The sequence below is a fragment of the Embleya sp. NPDC050493 genome (assembly GCF_044458105.1).
In the GTDB taxonomy this organism is placed as follows: domain Bacteria; phylum Actinomycetota; class Actinomycetes; order Streptomycetales; family Streptomycetaceae; genus Embleya.
In genome coordinates, this window is the sequence record NZ_JBITHP010000061.1 from 1 (window position 1) to 18,429 (window position 18,429).

Annotated in this window: 18 protein-coding genes; 7 read left to right on the forward strand and 11 right to left on the reverse strand. The window is 73.4% G+C overall.

The annotated features are described in order from the left end of the window. Positions 1 to 242 precede the first annotated feature (242 nt). Positions 243 to 2,798 carry a hypothetical protein gene (locus ACIBM5_RS46570; RefSeq protein ID WP_396012776.1) on the reverse strand — a complete coding sequence of 852 codons (2,556 nt, stop codon included), beginning with the start codon at positions 2,796 to 2,798 and terminating at the stop codon, positions 243 to 245. Positions 2,799 to 3,685: 887 nt separating this feature from the next. Here ACIBM5_RS46570 and ACIBM5_RS46575 point away from each other — a divergent pair. Further along, positions 3,686 to 4,378, forward strand: a complete 693-nt coding sequence (locus tag ACIBM5_RS46575) for an alpha/beta fold hydrolase (protein WP_396012777.1) — start codon at positions 3,686 to 3,688, stop codon at positions 4,376 to 4,378. A gap of 133 nt (positions 4,379 to 4,511) precedes the next feature. On the opposite strand, the gene ACIBM5_RS46580 is transcribed toward ACIBM5_RS46575, so the two are convergent. The 5 genes from ACIBM5_RS46580 to ACIBM5_RS46600 form a co-directional block, all read right to left on the reverse strand. After that, positions 4,512 to 5,948, reverse strand: a complete 1,437-nt coding sequence (locus ACIBM5_RS46580) for a sensor histidine kinase (protein WP_396012778.1) — start codon at positions 5,946 to 5,948, stop codon at positions 4,512 to 4,514. Continuing rightward, positions 5,942 to 6,673: a response regulator transcription factor gene (locus ACIBM5_RS46585; protein ID WP_396012779.1), complete on the reverse strand. Its 732-nt coding sequence runs from the start codon at positions 6,671 to 6,673 to the stop codon at positions 5,942 to 5,944. The genes ACIBM5_RS46580 and ACIBM5_RS46585 overlap by 7 nt, the downstream gene beginning before the upstream one ends. 522 nt (positions 6,674 to 7,195) lie before the next feature. Continuing rightward, positions 7,196 to 7,579, reverse strand: a complete 384-nt coding sequence (locus ACIBM5_RS46590; protein ID WP_396012780.1) for a roadblock/LC7 domain-containing protein — start codon at positions 7,577 to 7,579, stop codon at positions 7,196 to 7,198. Further along, a complete protein-coding gene (locus ACIBM5_RS46595; RefSeq protein WP_396012781.1) occupies positions 7,576 to 8,556 on the reverse strand; it encodes a hypothetical protein in 981 nt (326 codons plus the stop codon). Before ACIBM5_RS46595 ends, ACIBM5_RS46590 begins: the two co-directional genes overlap by 4 nt. After that, complete coding sequence (locus ACIBM5_RS46600) at positions 8,553 to 8,939, reverse strand: hypothetical protein (RefSeq protein ID WP_391583720.1); 387 nt, start codon at positions 8,937 to 8,939, stop codon at positions 8,553 to 8,555. The genes ACIBM5_RS46595 and ACIBM5_RS46600 overlap by 4 nt, the downstream gene beginning before the upstream one ends. A gap of 109 nt (positions 8,940 to 9,048) precedes the next feature. On the opposite strand from ACIBM5_RS46600, the gene ACIBM5_RS46605 reads away from it, so the two are divergent. Continuing rightward, positions 9,049 to 9,414, forward strand: coding sequence for a hypothetical protein (locus tag ACIBM5_RS46605; RefSeq protein WP_391583719.1), 366 nt, complete (start codon positions 9,049 to 9,051; stop codon positions 9,412 to 9,414). A gap of 187 nt (positions 9,415 to 9,601) precedes the next feature. Here the strand turns inward: ACIBM5_RS46605 and ACIBM5_RS46610 are convergent, their stop codons facing one another. After that, positions 9,602 to 10,318: a TetR/AcrR family transcriptional regulator gene (locus ACIBM5_RS46610; protein ID WP_396012782.1), complete on the reverse strand. Its 717-nt coding sequence runs from the start codon at positions 10,316 to 10,318 to the stop codon at positions 9,602 to 9,604. A 102-nt stretch (positions 10,319 to 10,420) separates the two neighbouring features. Here ACIBM5_RS46610 and ACIBM5_RS46615 point away from each other — a divergent pair, with 102 nt between their 5' ends. Next, entirely contained in the window at positions 10,421 to 11,437 is a 1,017-nt protein-coding gene (locus ACIBM5_RS46615) for an MBL fold metallo-hydrolase (protein ID WP_396012783.1), read from the forward strand. A 190-nt stretch (positions 11,438 to 11,627) separates the two neighbouring features. Here ACIBM5_RS46615 and ACIBM5_RS46620 read toward each other — a convergent pair whose 3' ends face one another. The 3 genes from ACIBM5_RS46620 to ACIBM5_RS46630 form a co-directional block, all read right to left on the reverse strand. Further along, the gene (locus tag ACIBM5_RS46620) at positions 11,628 to 11,849 is read right to left on the reverse strand and encodes a hypothetical protein (protein ID WP_396012784.1); all 222 of its coding nucleotides are present in this window, start codon (positions 11,847 to 11,849) and stop codon (positions 11,628 to 11,630) included. Between the two features lie 321 nt (positions 11,850 to 12,170). Continuing rightward, positions 12,171 to 12,626: a hypothetical protein gene (locus tag ACIBM5_RS46625; protein ID WP_396012785.1), complete on the reverse strand. Its 456-nt coding sequence runs from the start codon at positions 12,624 to 12,626 to the stop codon at positions 12,171 to 12,173. Between the two features lie 288 nt (positions 12,627 to 12,914). Continuing rightward, positions 12,915 to 13,823 (reverse strand): universal stress protein, encoded by a 909-nt coding sequence (locus ACIBM5_RS46630; RefSeq protein ID WP_396012786.1) that lies wholly within the window; start codon positions 13,821 to 13,823, stop codon positions 12,915 to 12,917. Positions 13,824 to 14,255: 432 nt separating this feature from the next. Here ACIBM5_RS46630 and ACIBM5_RS46635 point away from each other — a divergent pair, with 432 nt between their 5' ends. Then, entirely contained in the window at positions 14,256 to 15,005 is a 750-nt protein-coding gene (locus ACIBM5_RS46635) for a response regulator (RefSeq protein ID WP_396012787.1), read from the forward strand. 32 nt (positions 15,006 to 15,037) lie between these two features. Here the strand turns inward: ACIBM5_RS46635 and ACIBM5_RS46640 are convergent, their stop codons facing one another. Further along, complete coding sequence (locus ACIBM5_RS46640) at positions 15,038 to 15,529, reverse strand: universal stress protein (protein ID WP_396012788.1); 492 nt, start codon at positions 15,527 to 15,529, stop codon at positions 15,038 to 15,040. A gap of 737 nt (positions 15,530 to 16,266) precedes the next feature. Here ACIBM5_RS46640 and ACIBM5_RS46645 point away from each other — a divergent pair. Genes ACIBM5_RS46645 through ACIBM5_RS46655 form a run of 3 tightly spaced genes read left to right on the forward strand, consistent with a single transcriptional unit; the run spans position 16,267 to position 18,246 of the window. Then, positions 16,267 to 17,505: a malic enzyme-like protein gene (locus tag ACIBM5_RS46645; protein ID WP_396012789.1), complete on the forward strand. Its 1,239-nt coding sequence runs from the start codon at positions 16,267 to 16,269 to the stop codon at positions 17,503 to 17,505. Between the two features lie 36 nt (positions 17,506 to 17,541). Continuing rightward, entirely contained in the window at positions 17,542 to 18,003 is a 462-nt protein-coding gene (locus tag ACIBM5_RS46650; RefSeq protein WP_396012790.1) for a hypothetical protein, read from the forward strand. A 30-nt stretch (positions 18,004 to 18,033) separates the two neighbouring features. Then, the gene (locus tag ACIBM5_RS46655) at positions 18,034 to 18,246 is read left to right on the forward strand and encodes a DUF4287 domain-containing protein (protein WP_396012791.1); all 213 of its coding nucleotides are present in this window, start codon (positions 18,034 to 18,036) and stop codon (positions 18,244 to 18,246) included. Positions 18,247 to 18,429: the final 183 nt, after the last annotated feature.

Genomic DNA, 18,429 nt, shown 5'->3' on the forward strand with positions numbered 1-18,429 from the left:
CCAAGAAGCAGGCCGGCGAGGCCGCGGAGGACCTCCGCGTCGTCGACGTGGCACAACTGCTCCTGCAATCCGTGCAACTCCCCGAACCACCGGCGAAGCAGGACGAGACCGAGGACGCGACGGAGCCGGAACCGGTCAAGTAGCCGCAATCCGCGACGCCCCCGGCACGAAGCCCTCATTCCCCGACCGGTCGTCGGGGGGTGAGGGCTTCCGTGCTTCGCGGCGGCGCGCCGAGGGTGGGGCTACCCGGGCGGCGTGTGCGGCCCGGGCGTCCCGGTCGGCGGTGGGCGCCGGTCGCCCGGCCCGGCGGCGGCCTCCGCCGTGGCGAGCAGTTCGGCCACCGTGCCGGTGAAGTCGGGCAACATCGCGTACGCGGTCACCCACGCATCGGGCCGCCCGGCCAGGTGCCGCTCGACCGCTTCGGCCAAGGCCCGGCCGACGGCGTCGGGCACGGTTTCGTGCGCGGCCTCGGACAGCGTGCGCAGCACGGTGGCGGCGGGCCGGCCGTGTGCCGCCCAGAGGCCGGGGTCGAGCGTGCCCGCCTCCAGCGCCCGGGTGATCAGGTCCGGCCATTCGGCGGCCGGCCTCACTCTGCCGCCGAACGGGTGCACGCCGCGCAACAGCGAGCGGGCCAGTGTCCACGAGTGCTCGGCGATGTGCGCCGAGTCGCAGTAGGTGCCGACGTGTTCGGCCAGGGCACGGGTGAGTTCCGCGGGCAGATCCGGGCGGGCCTCGGCGAGAGCCTCCAGCGCCGGGACGGGCAGCGGGTCGGCGCGGTGCGCGGCGAGGATGGCCGCCCAGCCGGGATCGTGCGTGGTCTCCAGGTAGCCGCGCGCGCCGCCGGTGGCGAGCAACTCGACCACCCCGCCCGCCCGGGCACGCTCCACCCAGTCCTGCGCCGCCTCGCGCAGCAGGACGTCCGCCTCGGCGGGCGGTGCGGCGCGGGCGCGGCGGACGATGCCGGCCACGTCGATGCCGAGGCTCTCGCGTTCGTAGACGCCGTCGAACCCCGGCCGCAGCACGCCGTACGCGAGGCGCTCGGCGACGGTCGCCTGCCCGGAGCCGATCGCCGCGCGGCAGGCGAGCAGGGTTTCGTACACCGTGGCCCGACCATGCTCGCGCAGCCGGGACAACCGGGCCCCGACGTCGTCCTCGGCGGCGCCGATCAGACTCGCATACAGCGCGGGGGTCCGCGTCCGGAGCAGGAACTCGCGTACCCGTGGGGGTGTTCGCGGGCAGGTGTGGATGCCGACGTCGACGGCCGGCGCGCCGAGTGTGCGCAGTGCGGCGTCGAGGCGGGCGCCGCCCGGGCGGCCGTACAGGTCGGCGGTGAACGCGGCCGGCAGCCGTGCGGCGATCCGGGCGACGGTCTCGGGAGCGGTCTCGCGCAACAATCGGCGCATGGCCGCGTGGCGTTGCCGGCCGGGCGCTCGGCCGAGGGGACCGTGCCGCAGGTAGTCGGGGTCCGCCCAGATCGGCCCCTCGGCGGCGTGCTCGGCGGCCGCATCGGGGTGCGCCGTGGCGTCCAGGAGGTCCGGCAGGGTGCCCGGCCAGGCGGGGCCGATCCGGGCCAGGCGGACCCAACGCTCGACGTCGTCGCCGAGCCGGGCGCGGACGAGTCGGGTCAGTTCGGCGTCGACGAGGGCGAAGCGCTCCCGGAGCCGTCGCGAGGTCGCGGTCTGCGCGGCGGCCTCGGCGTAGTTCTCCAGGAACACCCATCCGGGGGCCGCGTCGGCGACCAGATCGGCCACGCTCGGCGCGTCGGCGGTACGGACCGGTTCGCACGCGTCCAGGAGGCACGTGGTCAGGTCGCCGTCGTCCACGCCTTCCGAGGCGCGCCAGTTCGACAGGTATGGGTGTCCCTGCGCATCGGTGCCGACCATCGCGCGCAGGACGTCGTGGTCCAGGCCGTGGCGTTGCACGAGTTGGCCCACGTCGTCGGCGAGGAAGGGCCTGCGGTGGTGCGCGCGGACGACGGCGGGCCACTCGAACGTGTGGGGTGCCGTCGCCACGGTGGCCACGGCGGGGTTCAGGCGCGAGCGGGTCGGCGACTCGATCGCGCACAGCCGGCGAACGAAGCCCTCGGGGCCGGCCGCGTCGAGGATGGTGGTCTCCACGTCGGCGCGGACCTTCGGGTTGTCGAGGGCTTCGTGCAGTTGCCGGTGCAGCCCGCGGTAGTGGCTCTGCCGTTCGCGGGTCCACTCCCGGACGGCGTCGGGACCCTCCGCGTCCCACAGGCGCAGCAGGGCCAGGGCCCGTTCGGCGCGGGTGAGCCGGCCGTCGGTGCCCAGGGTGCGCAACGCGTGCCGGACCAGGTCGGGGTCTGCCGCGACGACGGCCGGGGCGAGCAGCTGGTAGTCGGTGCTGCCGAGCAGGGCGCCGCGCAGCGTGGGATGCGTGGGCATCGGTCCGATCGGGATGAGGCCGGCCTGTACCCGCCGGTCGGGCGGCAGACACCCGGGCGGGCCGCCGGCCAGGATCAGCCGGCACATCAGCGGCGAGTCGGTCCGGTAGAGGGCCGGGCGGAGTTCGGGGTCGCCGAGCGTGTACAGGGCCCACAGGGGGCTGTCGTAGCGGCGTAGGTAGCCGGGCTTGGCACGGAACTCCGGGTCCGCGGCCAGGCAGGCCCGGTCGCTGTGCTCGCCGTGGGCGAGCATTCGGTGCAGGAGTGCGTCCGGCGCGCCGAAGGCGTTTGCCACCAGCCGACTTCGGGCCGCGGCGCCCATGCGTTCGGCGACCGCCGCCACGTCGGCGGCGCTCGTGCGGCCCAGCAGATGCATGAACGCCGTATCCGCCATGCCGCGCCCCCGCCTCGTTCCCGGCCCGCCCTCGCCCGAGACCCGGGTCGCCGACGACAGGATGGTACGGGCCGACCGGGCGCCCCCGGCGTCGAGGTCCTCGCGCCGGGATCGGGGTGGATGTGGTGCCGCACCCGGGTCGGATCCTTCACGCCGCGAGCGGCAGGGGGCTCGACGCGGCGGGCGGGTGATCCGCGAACGGAGCGGCGCCACACCTGTATTCGGCCAACCGCGGCCGCGGTCGAGGCCGGCGCGTCCCGCAGGGTGCGCTCCCGTGGCCGGTGGGCGGGGTGGTCCCGCGGTGCGGATCGGGACGAACCTCGGCAGCCGGGCAACCGACGGTTTGTACCGGTTGGCGCGAGTGCGGAGGCCGGCTGATTTGCTGCCTGTTCCTGGCCGGGACCGGGCCCTAGAGTCGTGTTCACGGGTGGTGACGAAGTGATCACGCAGACGTGACGGATCGTCGCCACCCCGGGGGGCGACCGTGATTCCCGCGTCACGCCGGGGTCGATGGTCGGAAGGGGGGAGGCGCGCTCGACGATCCGTACGACGGCGTTGCGGGCGATTCTCGACGGGAGGGGGCTCGTCGAGGTCGCGGGCAGGTGTCGAGGATTGTCCCGCGACGTTTTCGAGGCCGGGATGCCGGGTGGCGCACCGTCTCGGAGTCGTTCGTGCGGAACCGACGGCGCACCGAGGTGTACGGGTACGGCGGCGCGCGCCGCCGTACCCGTCACCTGCATCGAAGCCGGCAAAGCCGGCGATACGCACCGACCCGCCCCGATCGCATGCCCACGACGTCGCCGGTTCGACGACCGGGACCACGGTCGGCCCGCAGTCCGCGCGGCCGGTTCCCGAGCCGTGTCGGCGGGATCGGTTAGCGTGCCGCGATGACGGAATTCGTATTGGTCGCGGGTGCGTGGTTGGGGTCGTGGGCGTGGGACGAGGTGGTGCCGGAGCTGCGGGCGGCGGGGCACGGGGCGCACCCGGTGACGCTGTCCGGTCTCGCCGACCGGCAGGGTGAGCCCGCCGGACAGCGGACGCACGTGCAGGACATCGTGGACGTGATCGAGCGTGCCGACCTGCGTGATGTGGTCCTGGTCGGGCACAGCTATTCGGGCATCCCGGTGGGTCAGGCCGCCGGGCTGATCGGCGATCGGCTGACCCGGGTGGTCTTCGTCGACTCCGATGTGCCCACCGAGGGCGAGTCGTTCGCGTCCGGCTCGTGGCTGGGCGAGGAGAAGTTCACGGCCGGACTCGAGGGCGGTTTCTGGATGCCGCCGGCGGCGGCGGACTTCGCGGGCCAGGACCTGACCGACGAGCAGATCGCCCGGCTGGTCGAGGGCGCGACGCCGCATCCGGGTGCCACCTTGACCGAACCGGCGATGCCGGCCCGGCCGTTGGGCGAACTCCCGGCGACCTACATCAAATGCCTGCTCGACGGCGCCGAGCCGCGCGAGGACGTGGCCGAACTGTTGACCGGCACGCGGTGGCGACTGGTCGAGATGGACACCGGACACTGGCCGATGTTCTCCCGGCCGCGCGAGTTGGCCCGTATCCTTCTCGACACCGTGGAGGCGTGAGGCACACCGCCGCCTGCGATGTCGGTCGGGACATCCGGATGACCCCGCCCGGGTACGCGCGGGACGCGCGGCCCGGGGGCGCGCCGGGACCGGCCGAGCGGGCTCTGCGTCGCGCGCGTGCGCCCGGGCGGGGTCAGGTCGGCGGCGGGGTCGTGCGGGCGTCGGGGAGGGCGGGCAGGCGAACGCCGACCACGGTGCCCCGCTCCGGGGCGGGGTCGATCCGGATGGTGCCGTGGTGCATGTCGACGATCGCGGCGACGATGGACAGGCCCAGGCCGCTGCCGCCCTGGGCGCGGCTGCGACTCTTGTCCGCGCGGTGGAAGCGGTCGAAGACGTGCGGCAGGTCGTCGGCCGGTATACCCGGGCCGCTGTCGCGCACCGTCAGCAGCACCAGGTCGGCCTCGCGCCGCAGTTCGACCACGGCCGGGGCATCCGGCGGGGTGTGCATGCGGATGTTGCCGAGCAGGTTGGCCAGCAACTGCCGCAGCCGGTCCTCGTCGCCGAGCACCAGTACCGCCGCGGGCCCGGCGGGGGCGGTGTAGTCGAGCGGTCGGTCGGGTTCGACGGCGGCGGCGTCGCGGCACGAGTCGGCCACCACCCGGGCCAGGTCCACCGGTTCCAGATCGGTGTCCTGCTCCTCGTCCAGGCGCGCGAGCAGCAGCAGCGCCTCGACCAGGCCGTTCATCCGCCGCACCTCGGCCCGCATCCGGGCTATCGCGTCGTCGACCGAGCCGCGGTCCGGGAGTGCGCCGCGCTGGTACAACTCGGCGTATCCGCCGATCGATTGCAAGGGTGTGCGCAACTCGTGGGAGGCGTCCGCGACGAACCGACGCAGGCGCTCCTCCGAGGTGTCCCGGGCGATGAACGCGGCCTGGATCCGGTCCAGCATGCGATCCAGGGCGGTGGCCAACCGGCCGACCTCGGTGCGCGGGCCGATCAGCGGATTGTGCACGCGCCGGGCGTAGTCGCCCGCGGCGATCGAGTCGGCGACCCGGGCGGCCTGTTCCAACGGCCGCAGTTCGCGGCGCACGAACAGCGCGCCGAGCAGGCCCAGGGTCGGCAGGGCGATGCCGACGGTGATCAGCACGACGTACAGCGCGTGGTCGGCCGCCCGTTCGGCGTCGTTCGTGCTCAACGCGACCAGGGCGGTGCGCCCGTCGGGCAGGTCCTCGACCCGGACCCGGAACTTCTCGTGCGAACCCGGCTCGCCGGAGCGAGCGGTGACCGTGCGTCCCGCGACCGGCAGCGCGCCGGTCAGTTTCGGTCCGAGGCCGTGCGGCGGACGGCGACCCGGGGCGGCCAGGGCGACGCGCAGGCCGCCGGGAAACTTCAGCCAGATGCCCGGGGTCAGGCCCAGCGGCTGGTTGTTGCGTTCGCGCTGGTCCAGGGCGCGCAACGCGGCCACGGTGGTGTCGAGTTCATTGTCGAGGCGGTCGAAGAGCGAGTCCCGCAGCACGCCCACGGTCACCGCCGCGCAGGTGTTGAGGACCGCGGTGCACACCAGGACCAGCACGATCACCAGGCGACGGCTCAGCGGTTGCCGGCGGGTCCTGGGCCGCAGGCTCAGCACGGCGGGGTGCGCAGGCAGTAGCCCACCCCGCGACGGGTGTGGATCAGGGGAGTGCCCTGGCCGTCGTCGATCTTGCGGCGCAGGTAGCTGATGTACGTGGCCACCACGGTGTCGTCGCCGTTGAAGTCGTAGGACCACACGTGTTCCAGCAGGCGGGCCCGGGTCAGCACGTGGTCGGGGTGCAGCATCAGGTAGCGCAGCAACCGGAATTCGGTGGGCGACAGGTCGACGGCCCGGCCGCCGCGGCGCACCTGGTGTGCGGTGGCGTCGAGTTCGAGGTCCCCGACGCGCAGGACGTCGCCGCCGGGATCGGTGCGGCGGGTGCGGCGGAGCACCGCCTCGACGCGCGCGGTGACCTCGTCCAGGCCGAAGGGTTTGGTGATGTAGTCGTCGCCGCCGGCGGTCAGGCCGCGGACGACGTCCTGGCGGGTGTCGCGCGCGGTGAGGAAGACCACGGCCACCGGGAGCCCGTCGGAGCGCAACCGGCGCAGCACCTCGAAGCCGTCGTCGTCCGGGAGCATGACGTCGAGCAGGATCAGCTCCGGCAGGAAGTCCCGGGCGACGGTGAGGGCTTGGCGGCCGGTGCCGGCGGTGCGCACGTCGTAGCCGACGAAGCGCAGGAACCGGGCGACGGTGTCCACGATCGCCGGTTCGTCGTCGACGACCAGGAGCCGGCCGCGATCGTGGGGTGCGGCCTGGCCGGCCTGCGGGTCCGGGTGGCTCATCGGGGCCTTTCTCGCGACGCGTGCCGCCGGGTGGGGCAGCGGTGGTACTGCGGCGCGCGTGGTGGACGCGGTCGGTGGTCGAGGGCGGCCGTGGCGGGGCGCCTGCTGCCGGGACGGCCGCCGATCGGTGGTCGGTGCGTGGTCGGCGTGCCATTACGGTGCCGGCCCGCGTCCGGCCGTCTCGTGCCCGGGTGCGGCAGGCGCGCGGCTTGTTTCGGGCCAGGTGTCTGCACCCGTCCAGGGTCGCGCACCGACGGAAAGCCGTTCCATGGGAGTTGCGTGTGAATCCCGCCGGCAGGCGCCGCTGTCGCCGGCCTCGGGCCGGGGCGGCTGCCGGCGAGGTTCGGGCCGACCGCCCTCGCTCCCGCGGCGCACCGTCCGGGAGTTCGTGATGTCCACGTTGTCGTATCGCCTGGGCCGCTCGACGGCCACCGCCGAGGCCGCCGCGGCGCGCTCGTTGCGGCGCGGGGGTGGAGGGCTCGGTGATCCCCGCGCCGGCTCCGGTGCGGATGCCCGCACCGACTACGCGGCCCCGGTCAGGATGTGGTCCAGGCGGGCGATCGAGGCGGGCGATTCGCGGTGCAGGCCGGCGATGTCCAGGCCCTCGTCGCCGACGATCGCCAGCAGCGCGTGGTTGCCGATCGCCAGGATGACCACGTGTCCGCCGTTGCAGCGCGCCACCACGTCGCGCAGGCCGCCCAGACCCGCCTCCCCGGCGGTACGGCTGCCCAGCGCGAGCGCGGCGGCGGCGAGGGCGGACAACGATTCGCCGTGTACCGAGACGGTGTCGCCGGCGACGAGCAGGCCGTCGCCGGTGGAGACCACACTCTCGGTGATGCCCATGACGCGCTCGCGAAGCGCCTTGAGTTCGAGGACCACGGCGTCGATGGCTACCTGGTTGTTCATGGTGTGACTTCTCCTTGGTGCGGGTGGTCTCGAGGGTCGTGCTCGACGTGCGGCGGGGTGAGCGGCGGGGCGTCGCCCGAGCGGCCGCCGGGGGCGTTGTTCGCGGGCGGCGTCGGGACCGGGCTGCCTCCGGGCGCCTCGCCCGGCGGGGCATCGGGCGCCGAATCGGGCAGATGTGTACCGGGGTTGCGGCGGGGCAGCCCGGCGCCCGGGAGCGGGGCCGGGACGCTCGCACCGGCCGCGAAGTCGCGTGGGGCGAGGATGGGCGTCGGTACGGCGCCGGCCGGCACGTCGCGGTGTACGAGTCGCCGAGCGCTCATCCGGGCGAGGTCGAGCATCACCGGATACAGGCCTCGGCCGAGCGCGAACGCCAGATCGCGCGGGGCCCGGCGGCCGTTGGCGCCGAGCAGGATGTCCCGATAGCGCACCGGCAGCGTGCCGACGGCCGGCTGCGCCGCGGGTTTGATCCGGGTTGCGGCGAACTCCGACAGCGGGCCCCAGAGTTGGGACAACAGCAACATCCGGCGCGCGGTCTCGTCGGTGAGCCGCCGCGGCTCCACGCCGGGATCGGCGATCAGGTCGGGCGCCGGCACGGAGTCGTCCACCTGCCAACCGGCCGACGTACCCAAGGACATGCCGAAGGCGCCGTCGAAGACCGCGGCCAGGCACAGCGCGCGCAGCTCCGGGGCGCGGACGAGGCCGAGCGCCACCAGAGTGTCGGCGAGTGGGCCGTCGGTGCGGCTCGCCTCGCCGGCGGCGACCCAGTCCGGCTCGGCGATCCGCCGCGAACGCAGCAGCAGCGTGTCGGGCGCGGGAGAGGCCGGAGTGCGGGCCGCGACCACCAGTCCGTCCCGCAGGTGGAGGGTGCCGCCGGGGGTGCCCGACACCACGACGGCCCCGGTGAAGCGTTCGCGGTGCAGTGTCATCAGCAGGGCCGGGACGTTGCGCGGACTCTGCGCGACGGCAGGGCCGTTCATACCAGGACGTCTCTCGCGTGCTCGGCGGTCGCCCGAACCGCCAAGGCCAGATTGGTCTCGGTCCGATCCACCACGGTCGCGAGCAGGAAGTCGTCGCCCCGGCGCGGCAGTACCTGGGTGATCTGGTGGTATCGCCGGCTGGTCACGATCACGCTCTCCACCTCTCCGGCGGCGCCCGCCTCGGTCAGCCGGTCGGTGACCAGGTTCGTCAGGTCGGCGAGTTCGGTGCCGTTGCCCAGGGCGCGACAATCGCCGACCTCGGCGTAGACGAGACCGGTGACCGCGTCGATCAGGGCTGCGCCGATTACTCCGGGAGATTCGAGAACTCCGGAGAGCGATGCCTCCAGGGGGAGCGGCTGCCCCCCTTCACTTTGTGACAACATGCAGAGTACTTTATGGCAGATCTTCAACAATAGGCGAAGGCTGACGTTTAGTAATCGCCTTGGTTCCGTGCGTAGGAATCCCCGAGGAAAGTCAGGAAAAGGAAACGCGATGAACATTGAGGCCGCGCTCAAGGAAGCGATGACCGTCGACGGTGCCATCGGCGTCGCGCTCGTCGACCACGAGAGCGGGATGACGCTCGGCACGCTGGGCGGCGGCAGGGACTTCGACCTGGAGGTCGCCGCCGCCGGGAACACCGAGGTGGTCAAGGCGAAGGCGCGGACGCTGGCCTCGCTGGGGATCGACGACACGGTCGAGGACATCCTGATCACCCTCGGCACCCAATACCACCTGCTGCGCCCGCTGACGCGCACGCACGGGTCGCTTTTCCTCTACCTCGCGCTCGATCGTTCGCGGAGCAATCTGGCCCTGGCCCGGCATGCGCTCAAGCGCATCGAGGGAATTCTGGAGATATAGGGTAATACCGTCGGCCGGCATTATTGCGCCCGGGCCGACGCCTGGTTTTTCCGTCCCCTTTTCCGTGGAAAAGGGGACGACCGCCGCGCCCGATCATCGCCGAGGTATGCGAAATCCGGGATATGCCGACCGATGCCGGCAATCGACGGCTGCGCCGCTTCGAGGCTGCTTCGAGGCCGCGCCGTTGTCACGGTGACGGTGACGAATGCCCCGCGTCGGAACCGGTGTTGCCGCCGGCGGGGGTCTCGGCGGGGGCGGCGAGGCGCTGTGAGTGGGCGGAGCGCGGTGTCGGCCACGGCCGCGCCGGTGGTTGTTCCCGGGCCAGGCCGGTCAGTACGGCGTCGAGCAGCCGCTCCGCCTCCCGGTCGACGGCACGCGGGCCGTCCAACTGCACCAGGCCGTCGATGAGCAGCGTGGCCAGCCCGTGCACGGCCGCCCAGACCACGAACTCGGCCCCCGGGCGGGCCGCGGAGGGCAGTTCGCCGGTGTCGACGAGCCGGTCCAGTTCCGCGGCGAGCACGTCGTGGGGGTGTGGGGCGATCGGTGTGCGCAGGTCGGCGCGGCCCGCGGCGAAGGCCAACCGGGCGACCGCCGGGTCCTCCAGCGCCCAGCGCACGTAGCTGCGGCCGTACGCGATCAGGCGCCGGTGCGGGTGCTCCCCGGACGCCCGGTGGGCGGCCCGTCGCAGCCGCTCGCCCAGACGGGCGATCACCCGGTCGGACAGGCTGCGCACGAGTGCGTCGCGCGAGTCGAAGTGATGGTAGGCGGCGCTCGGACTGACTCCGACCCGAGCCGATGCCTCGCGCAACGACCAGCCGTCGACCCCTCGTTCGCGCACGAGTGTCTCGGCGGCGTCGAGCAGCGCGGCGCGCAGTTCCCCGTGGTGGTAGCGCTCTTTGCTCACCCGTACATCTTAACAGTGCTCAGATGCTCCGGCGTGGATCGATGCTATGGTCCGAAGGTCATCTGAACGCTGATCAGATAGGACGGTCCTGGAATGTGTGTTGTGGAGCCTTCCTCGAACGACCCGGCGAGCGCCGACCCGACGAACGACCCGACGAACGATGCGACGAACGGACCGAGGGCGGATGCCGGATCGGCCGGCCGGTCCGCGCCGCCGGACCTGCGGGACGCCCCGCCGCCGGTGGTGCGCGGCGAGCCGGTGGAGATCCGCCCCGGGGTCTTCGTCATTCCCGACAACCGGGTGCCGCTGGTACCCAACATCGGCATCGTCGTCGGCGAGCGGGCCGCGCTGGTGGTCGACACCGGTCTCGGCCCGGGCAACGGTGCTCATGTGCTCGACCACGCCAGGCGATTGGCCGGCGACCGGCCGCTGTACCTGACCACCACGCACTTCCACCCCGAGCACGGCTTCGGCGCGCAAGCCTTCAAGGGTGCCGCGACGATCGTCTACAACCGGTCCCAGCGCGACGAGTTGCGCCGCAAGGGCACCGCCTACGCGGGCATGTTCGCCGGCATGTCCGCGCAGATCGCGGCGGCCCTGGAAGGCGTCGAATTCGTCGATCCGGACGTGGTCTACGCCGACCACGCCGAGATCGATCTCGGCGGCCACACCGCCGTGCTGAGCAGCCGGGGCCCGGCGCACACCGCATCCGATCAGACGGTGCTGATCGACGGCCGGGTGTTGTTCACGGGTGATCTGGTGGAGACCCGGATGTTCCCGATCCTGCCGTACTTCCCGCCGTTCGACACCGACGTCGACGGAAGCGGCTGGATCGCCCTGCTCGACCGACTCCTCGCGGACGAGCCCGAGATCGTCGTGCCGGGCCACGGCGAGGTTGCCGAGGCCGGGCTGATCGGCGAGGTCCGGGGTTATCTCGACCACGTGCGGGCCGAGACCCGGCGGCTGCGCGCGGGTGGTGCCTCGGCCGACGACACCGCGGCGGCGATCGACCGGGACGCCCGGGTTCGCTGGGCGACCTGGGACAACCCCGAATGGATCGGTTTCGCGGCGCGGGCCTTCCACCACGCCGACCCACACGGCGCCGATTCCAAGGGTTGAGCGAGCACGTCGTGCCTCCGGACCGGCCGACGACCGCCACGATGTGGACCCGACCCCGGGCGTACCGCCGCGGCGGTGGGGGCGGGGCGTGGTCGATCGGGGGACGTCCGCCCGATCGGGACGGACCGTGCCCCGCCCTCCGACGGCCGGCGCGGGGCGGGGCACGGTGCGTGCGGGTGAAGCGGCCGGATCAGTGCGTGTAGAGGTAGACCAGCCCCTGGGGGCCGTCGGCACAGAAGAAGCTCGGACCCCACAGTTCGTAGCCCGCCACGCCCGCCGCGTAACACTGGGCCTGCGTGTAGTACACGCCGCGCACGTGGAACTCGCCGGCGGCGCTCGCGCTCGTCGCGCCGGCAAGGGGGAGCAGGACGGCGGCGGCACTCGCGACGAGCAGCCCGATGCGTTTCTTCACGTGCCAACTCCTTTGCTTCGGAAGGCATTCGACTGGTCGTGAGATGCCTTCGGAGATGGTGCGATGTCGCTCGAATGCTAGCCGGGCAGGATCGGATAGGTCTATGCCAATGCATGGAAAGGTCTAGGCCAATTTCCGCTCGGCCGGCCCTCGATCGATGCCCACCCGGCGGCGGCCGGTCGATGCCCACCCGGCATCCGCCCGGCCGTCGGTCGGTGCTCGGCCGCCTCGGTCGATGCCCGCCCCGCGTCACCCCTGCGCTCGGTCGATGCCCGCCCGGCGGCCGGGTTCCCCGCGGTGTGCGGATGGGGTCGCCGTCGGTCAGGGTGCGCGGGTCCCCCCGGGTCGTGGCGGGGTGGGTGGCGGCGGTGGCAGGCTCCGTTCGATGGCGGCGACGCGTTCGAGCGCGCGGTGGATTTCCGCGGCCTCCCGCCGGTACGTCGCGAGAGCCTGCGGGATGACGTACTCGGGAACCCGGTCCTTGAGCTCCCGGCGCAGGTCGGAATAGCCCTGGCGGAGCTCGGCCAGCTCGGCCAGGAGATGGTGCCGGGCCAGGCGAACCAGCAGCGCCGGGTGACGGCGCAACACCTCGTGGTTGCGGTAACCGGGTGGGCAGACCTCGTACAGCGCCTCCGCCGTGCGCGAATCCAAACCGGTCGGCTCGGGCGCGGGCTCGGGTTCGCCCGGGGGCCGGGCGCCGTGCCGGGCCTTTTGGCGCGCGACGTCGAACCGGCTGGGCAGCTCCCAGGACGGTGTGGCATCGGCGGTGTCGTTCATATGTTCGAATCATCGCATCTCGGGTACCCCCCTCGGCAACCGGAACGGAAACCCGGGGCCGCGACCGGCCGGGCTGCGGGCGAGTGGGGCCGGGAGCCCGGCCCCGTCGCGGTACGGCGAGAAGCGGGATGGTGTCTCGTCGCCCGGGCCCGACGACCGCCGCCGGCCGGCCTCGGCGACCGCTGCCGCATCGACGCCGGGCCGGGTCCACTCGGTTGAGCGGTCCCGGCCCGGCACGACGGGTCTCGATGGTGGGTGGATCGATGCGCCTCCCGATCCGCTACCTGGTCAGCCGGTGATCGGGACGAGCAGGACGGGGGCCTCGGCGTGATGGAGGACGGCGTGGGTGACGCGGCCGAGGTTGGGGCCGAAGCGGCCGGATTTGCGGTGGGCGGCCAGTACGACCACCGTGGCGTGGGGGCTCGCGGAGACCAGGGCGTGGGCGGGGGTGTCGAGGGCGATGTCCTCGACGACGGTCACGTCCGGATACTTCTCGCGCAGCGGCGCGAGGGCGGCGGTCAGGGTGGTCCGGGCCGCCTCGCGCCAGTCGTACATGGCCGGGGCGTAACCGGCGCTGCCCGCCGCCATGGCCGGGTAGCGCCACACGTGCAGGGCGCGCAGCGGCAGGCCCTGGGACTGGGCCCAGGCGAAGGCGGCCTCCAGTGCGGGGGTGCATTCGTCGTCGGATACGCCGACCACGACCGGCTTCGCGTCGCCCTCGCCGCTCGTGTCGTGATCCGGGTGCACCACCAGGAGCGGGCAGCGGGTCGCGGCCGAGACGGGCAGGCTGACCGAGCCCAGCAGCAGGCCGGCGAAGCCGCCCAGGCCCCGGCTGCCGACCACGAGCAGGGCGGCGCGGTCGCCCGCGGCCTCCAACGCGTCGATGGCGTTGGCGAATTCGATGGTGGTGCTGATCGCCAGATCGGGATGGCGCAGCCGGGCGCGTTCGGCGCCCCGGTCGACGATGGTGCGGGCCTCGTCGCGCAGCTGTTGCCCGAAGTGGTCGTCGGCGTGGCCGAGTTCGACCCATTCGAGGGCGTGCAGCACCTCCAGGGTGGTATGCCGGCGCAGCGCCTCGTCCGCGGCCAGATCCACGGCCCGGTCCGCGCCGGGCGAACCGTCGAAACCGACGACGACGTGCCCGCGCGGGGGAGTCGGCTGGGAGGTCGAACCGGTGGAGTCGGCTGCCTGGTTCACGGCGGATCCCTTCGGTGTGCTTCGGCGGCCCCGGTGGGCCGACCTGTGATCAGTGTTCGCCGTCGCGCGGCCCGGGCCCAGGGCCGGAGGTCCCGCTCCGGATGAGCCGGTCGGCCCGTTCCGCCCGGTCGACCCGATCGGCCGGTTCGGCGTCGATCGACCCGTTCGGCGGCGGGGCGGATCGCCCGCCCCGGTGCGGGTACCCCGCGTACGTGGGTGTCGAATCCACCGGCCCGGGCGGTGCGGGCGTGGGGCGGGGACTCCGAGGTCGGAGCGGGCGGCTCCGAAGGCGGACGGCGGTCGGCGGACGTGCGGGCCGACCGGCCCCGATCATCCGGGACTTCCGGCCCTGTCGCACCGGCCTCCGGCCGTCGAGACTGAGTGCGCGCCGACCCGACCGGGTGCGCGTTCGCAACTCTCGGGGAGCACAGCATGGAAGCCGGCCTCAGCACCGAAGGCGTCGCCGGAGCACGGCTTCCGCGGGCCACGGGCACCGCGAGCATTCCCGTCCCGGGGCCGACCACCGGGCAACCGGACGCCACGATCCGGGTGTTCCTGCTGGACGACCACGAGATCGTCCGGCGCGGCCTGGCCGACCTGCTCGGCAGCGAACCCGACATCGAGGTGGTCGGCGAGTCGGCGTCCGCACAGGAGGCGATCCGGCGCATACCGGCGCTGCGCCCGCACGTGGCCGTCCTGGACGGGCGACTGCCCGACGGCAGCGGGGTCGACGTCTGTCGCGCGGTGCGCTCGTCCTTCCCGGAGATCAACGCGTTGATCCTGACCTCCTACGACGACGAGGACGCGCTGTTCTCCGCGATCATGGCGGGTGCGGCAGGCTACGTCCTCAAACAGATCCGGGGCAGCGATCTGGTGCGCGCCGTGCGGGAGATCGCGGCCGGCCGCTCGCTGCTGGATCCGGCGGTCACCGCCAAGGTGCTCGAACGCGTGCGTACCGGATCGCGCGAGGACCCCCGGGTGGCCTCGCTCTCCGATCAGGAGCGCCGGATCTTCGAACTGGTTGCCGAAGGCCTGACCAACCGGCAGATCGCCGAGCGCATGCACCTCGCGGAGAAGACCGTCAAGAACTACGTGTCGACCATGCTGCACAAGCTGGGCTTCGAACGCCGCGTCCAGGCGGCGGTCTTCGCCGGCACGCTCCCGCACCGCACCGGCGACTGAGCGGGTGTCCGCCCGCGCAGGCCCGATCCGGATCAGTGCGCGTCGGCGTGCCCGGGCGGAGGCCGGCCGGGGACGACGAGCACCGGCCGCTCGGCATGCCCGGCCAACTCCTTGGCGACGGATCGTTCCGACCAGCGATGCAGCAGCGTCCCGGGACCCGTGCCCGGCCCGCCGACGACGATCATGAGCGCGTCGCAGTCGTGCGCGATCGCGGTGATCCGGCGCAGCGCATCGCCCGATTCGTCGGCATAGGACCACTCGCCCGCAAAATCGGCCAGGAGTCCGGCCACGTCCGCACGATGCCCGGCGAGGGCATCGTGCACGTACCGGGCCTCCAGGTCGGATCCGGCGAGATCGGGATCGCTGGGATGGTCCGCGGAATCCTGCACGTGCACGACCCGCAGCCGAACCCGCAGGCGCCCGGCGAGGTCCGCGGCGAAGACCAGGGCCGCCCCGCTGCGCGCGTACGTTTCGAAGCCCACGACCAGGTCGCGTGGGGCGGCGTCCTCGCTCGACGATGACATGTGCGCCTCCCACGAGCCGCAGGGAAGGGCCCCGGGCACGAGCGAGCCCTCCCGGCCAGTGTCGACCCGCCCCCTCCGAGCCTGCAACGCACAAGGGCGCGGGCGCGTGGTCCGGCCGCCGTACGCCGGGGCGCGTGAGTCGTGGGGGCTGTCCGGTCTCGGCGGGTTGGGCGTGTGAGTTGGGGGCGCCCGGTGTCGGCGCGTCGGGAGTATGAGTCGTGAGGCGCTGCCCGGGTCGGGGCGTTGGATGCATGAGTCGTGGGGCGCGCCGCACGGTTTCGGTGCGTCGGGGTGCGACTTGCTAAAGTCTGCAATTGCCCGATCCGTGACCGGCCGGATGCGGCGCCATGGACCTCCGCCCTCGACCGGGCGCGGTCGGGAGGCGGGGCCGGATCGAGCCCGTGACCCGAATTATGGGCGCGCGGCGGATCCCGGCCGGCCGCCCGCTCACCGATCGGATGGGTCTGCTCGAAGACCTGCGGGCCGCCGCATCCCGGTCCGCCGTCGGGGTCCGCGACGGGCTTGGCCGGGTCGCCGCGAGCCCCACCCGCGAACACGCAGGGGCCCGGGGTCGGTACGTACGGACACCGAGGTGCCCGCGCGCGACGCGTGGACATCGACGGGACGTCAGGCCTCATCGACAGAACGTCGATCTTCGAGGAACGAGGGACCCGCGCCATGGACGACCGGCGGGAAGCATCCGAGACCACCGGGCACGTGCCGCCCCGGGTGCTGCCGTGGTGAACCACGACCTGCCGGGACCCTCCGCGACCAACCCGGCCTACAGCATCCGCATCCACGTACCACCCGGCGCAACCGGCCTGGTCGCGGCCATCCTCACCGAAGCACCCGGCACCGTGACCAGCCGCGTGGACGCACCGGACGCGATGGGCACGTGTCGCATCACGCTGGACGCCGACGGTGCCGACACGCTCACCTGGCTCACCCGGACGCTGACCCGGCGCCTGGGCGCGGACCTGCTGCACACCCAGGACCCGGTGTTCGCCACAGCGTCCACCGGCAAGCTGACCCTGCGGGTGTGCGCGGCGACCGCGACCGGTCACGACATCGCCCTGCTCGACGCCGACGCCGACCGTCGCGTCGTCTCGCACCTGGCCGCACACCCCGATCAGACCGACCACTACACCGGACGGCGGCACCGCGTCGCGTTGATCAGTGACGCCAGCGCCGTCCTGGACTTCGAGGCGCTGCCCGCCGACGCCGCGCTGCCGGCCCTCGAATCCCAGGCCGTACACCTGCGCCGGGCCACCGGGCTGGACGTCTTCCCGCTGCCCATCGCCACGCCGCACGTCGAGGACATCGCCCAGGCGGTGCGGTTGCTCGCCCCCGGTTTCGCCGCGGCCGTACTCGTGCACACCCGCCCCGAACACGTGTCGACCACCCGAACGATCCTCGGGCCCACGCCGCCGATACTCCTGCTCGACACCCTCAACGACGGCCTCGCCGTCGCGATCGCCGCCGCGACGGTCAATGCGCTGGTCAACCGCGGCGTGAATCCGTTGGATGGGCGCGTGGTGCTGGTGGATCCGGCGCGAGGCGGGGACCTGACCGGGTTGCTGATCGCCGCCGGGATCGCCGACCTGACCCTGTTCGACCCCTTCGGCCCGGGCGGTGGCACGCTGCACAAGGTCGCCGCCGAGGCCGACCTGATCGTCGACCTGACCGGCCTGGCCACGCCGCCGGAGGGCGTACCGATCCTGCGCGCCCGGCCCGAGGCGCCGCCGCCCTTCGCGGCGGCCACCACCGGCCCGCGCCCGCTGCACGCGCTGCCCGGACTGCTCACGGCGGCCACCGCGACCCGGCGGCCGATCACCGCGCTCGCGCGCGTCGCCGCCGTACGTGCGTTGATCGAGGGCACGCCCCGGAACGCACTGCTGCCCGCACCGGACCAGCCGGGCCTGACGGCGGCGATCGCGGCTGCGGCCACGCACGTACTCACGCCCGACTCGGGCTGAGCCGGGGCCGCGCGGCTGGTGCCGGCCGCGGGAGTGGTGTCGACCGAGCCGACCCACCTGTTGCTGCGGCGGAGCATGCGGCACCGGATCTCGATCGACATCGGCCCCGAGTCGTCCGCCGGTCCCGACGGCTTTCCCGAGGGCCTGCCGAAGCCGGCGAACCTCGCGGATCGGGCGCGTTCGACGATGTCGTCCGAACTACCGACCCGGGCCGCGATCGCGCTCACGGTGGTGACCGTATCGGCCGCCGCGCCGGGCTGGTTGGTGGTGGGACGGGTGTTGCGGCCGATCCGGGCGATCTCGGCCACCGCCCGGCGCCGGGCCGGCTGTCGCGAAGCGGGCGAGGCGGACGGGAAATGTGACCTGGATCTCTTTCCGATGCCGATGAGTCGGGTGGGCGAGGGCGGTCATATCCGCAAGAAGGACGGCAGGGGCCGAGCGACTCGGGTGCTTCACCGGCAGCGGGCGCTCTGTCACAATCCGACCTCACGATCATGAGATCACCATCCGGCGAGAGGAGACGAGAAGATGAGCGACGTCGTGAAGGGCCCTGCCGCGTACTTTCCTTCGATCGAGAAGAAGTACGGCCGGCCCATCTCGGAATGGCAGGGCCTGATCCGGTCCTCGCCGCTGACCAGGCACATGGAACTGGTCACCTGGCTCAAGACCGAGCACGGCCTCGGCCACGGCCACGCGAACGCCCTCGTGGCACACACCCTCGCCGAGGACAACGCCAAGTAGGGATCCGCGGCGTACCCGAGCACACGGGGTGTCGCCGACGGACCGGGGCTCGGCGGGCCCGCCACGGGGGTGGGGGGCCCCCCCCGGGGCGGGCCCCCCGGGTGGGGGCCCGGCGGGCAGACCGCCCCCCGCCCCGGTACCGATCAGGCGGCCCCCGGCACGCCGCGCGCCATGGCCCCCCCG

What these genes read in the sequence shown, in the direction of transcription:
- ACIBM5_RS46570 (WP_396012776.1), bottom strand. Translation starts at nt 2,798, where the DNA reads ATGGCGGATACGGCGTTCATGCATCTGCTGGGCCGCACGAGCGCCGCC.
- ACIBM5_RS46575 (WP_396012777.1), top strand. Translation starts at nt 3,686, where the DNA reads ATGACGGAATTCGTATTGGTCGCGGGTGCGTGGTTGGGGTCGTGGGCG.
- ACIBM5_RS46585 (WP_396012779.1), bottom strand. Translation starts at nt 6,673, where the DNA reads ATGAGCCACCCGGACCCGCAGGCCGGCCAGGCCGCACCCCACGATCGC.
- ACIBM5_RS46590 (WP_396012780.1), bottom strand. Translation starts at nt 7,579, where the DNA reads ATGAACAACCAGGTAGCCATCGACGCCGTGGTCCTCGAACTCAAGGCG.
- ACIBM5_RS46595 (WP_396012781.1), bottom strand. Translation starts at nt 8,556, where the DNA reads ATGAACGGCCCTGCCGTCGCGCAGAGTCCGCGCAACGTCCCGGCCCTG.
- ACIBM5_RS46600 (WP_391583720.1), bottom strand. Translation starts at nt 8,939, where the DNA reads ATGTTGTCACAAAGTGAAGGGGGGCAGCCGCTCCCCCTGGAGGCATCG.
- ACIBM5_RS46605 (WP_391583719.1), top strand. Translation starts at nt 9,049, where the DNA reads ATGAACATTGAGGCCGCGCTCAAGGAAGCGATGACCGTCGACGGTGCC.
- ACIBM5_RS46625 (WP_396012785.1), bottom strand. Translation starts at nt 12,626, where the DNA reads ATGAACGACACCGCCGATGCCACACCGTCCTGGGAGCTGCCCAGCCGG.
- ACIBM5_RS46635 (WP_396012787.1), top strand. Translation starts at nt 14,256, where the DNA reads ATGGAAGCCGGCCTCAGCACCGAAGGCGTCGCCGGAGCACGGCTTCCG.
- ACIBM5_RS46640 (WP_396012788.1), bottom strand. Translation starts at nt 15,529, where the DNA reads ATGTCATCGTCGAGCGAGGACGCCGCCCCACGCGACCTGGTCGTGGGC.
- ACIBM5_RS46655 (WP_396012791.1), top strand. Translation starts at nt 18,034, where the DNA reads ATGAGCGACGTCGTGAAGGGCCCTGCCGCGTACTTTCCTTCGATCGAG.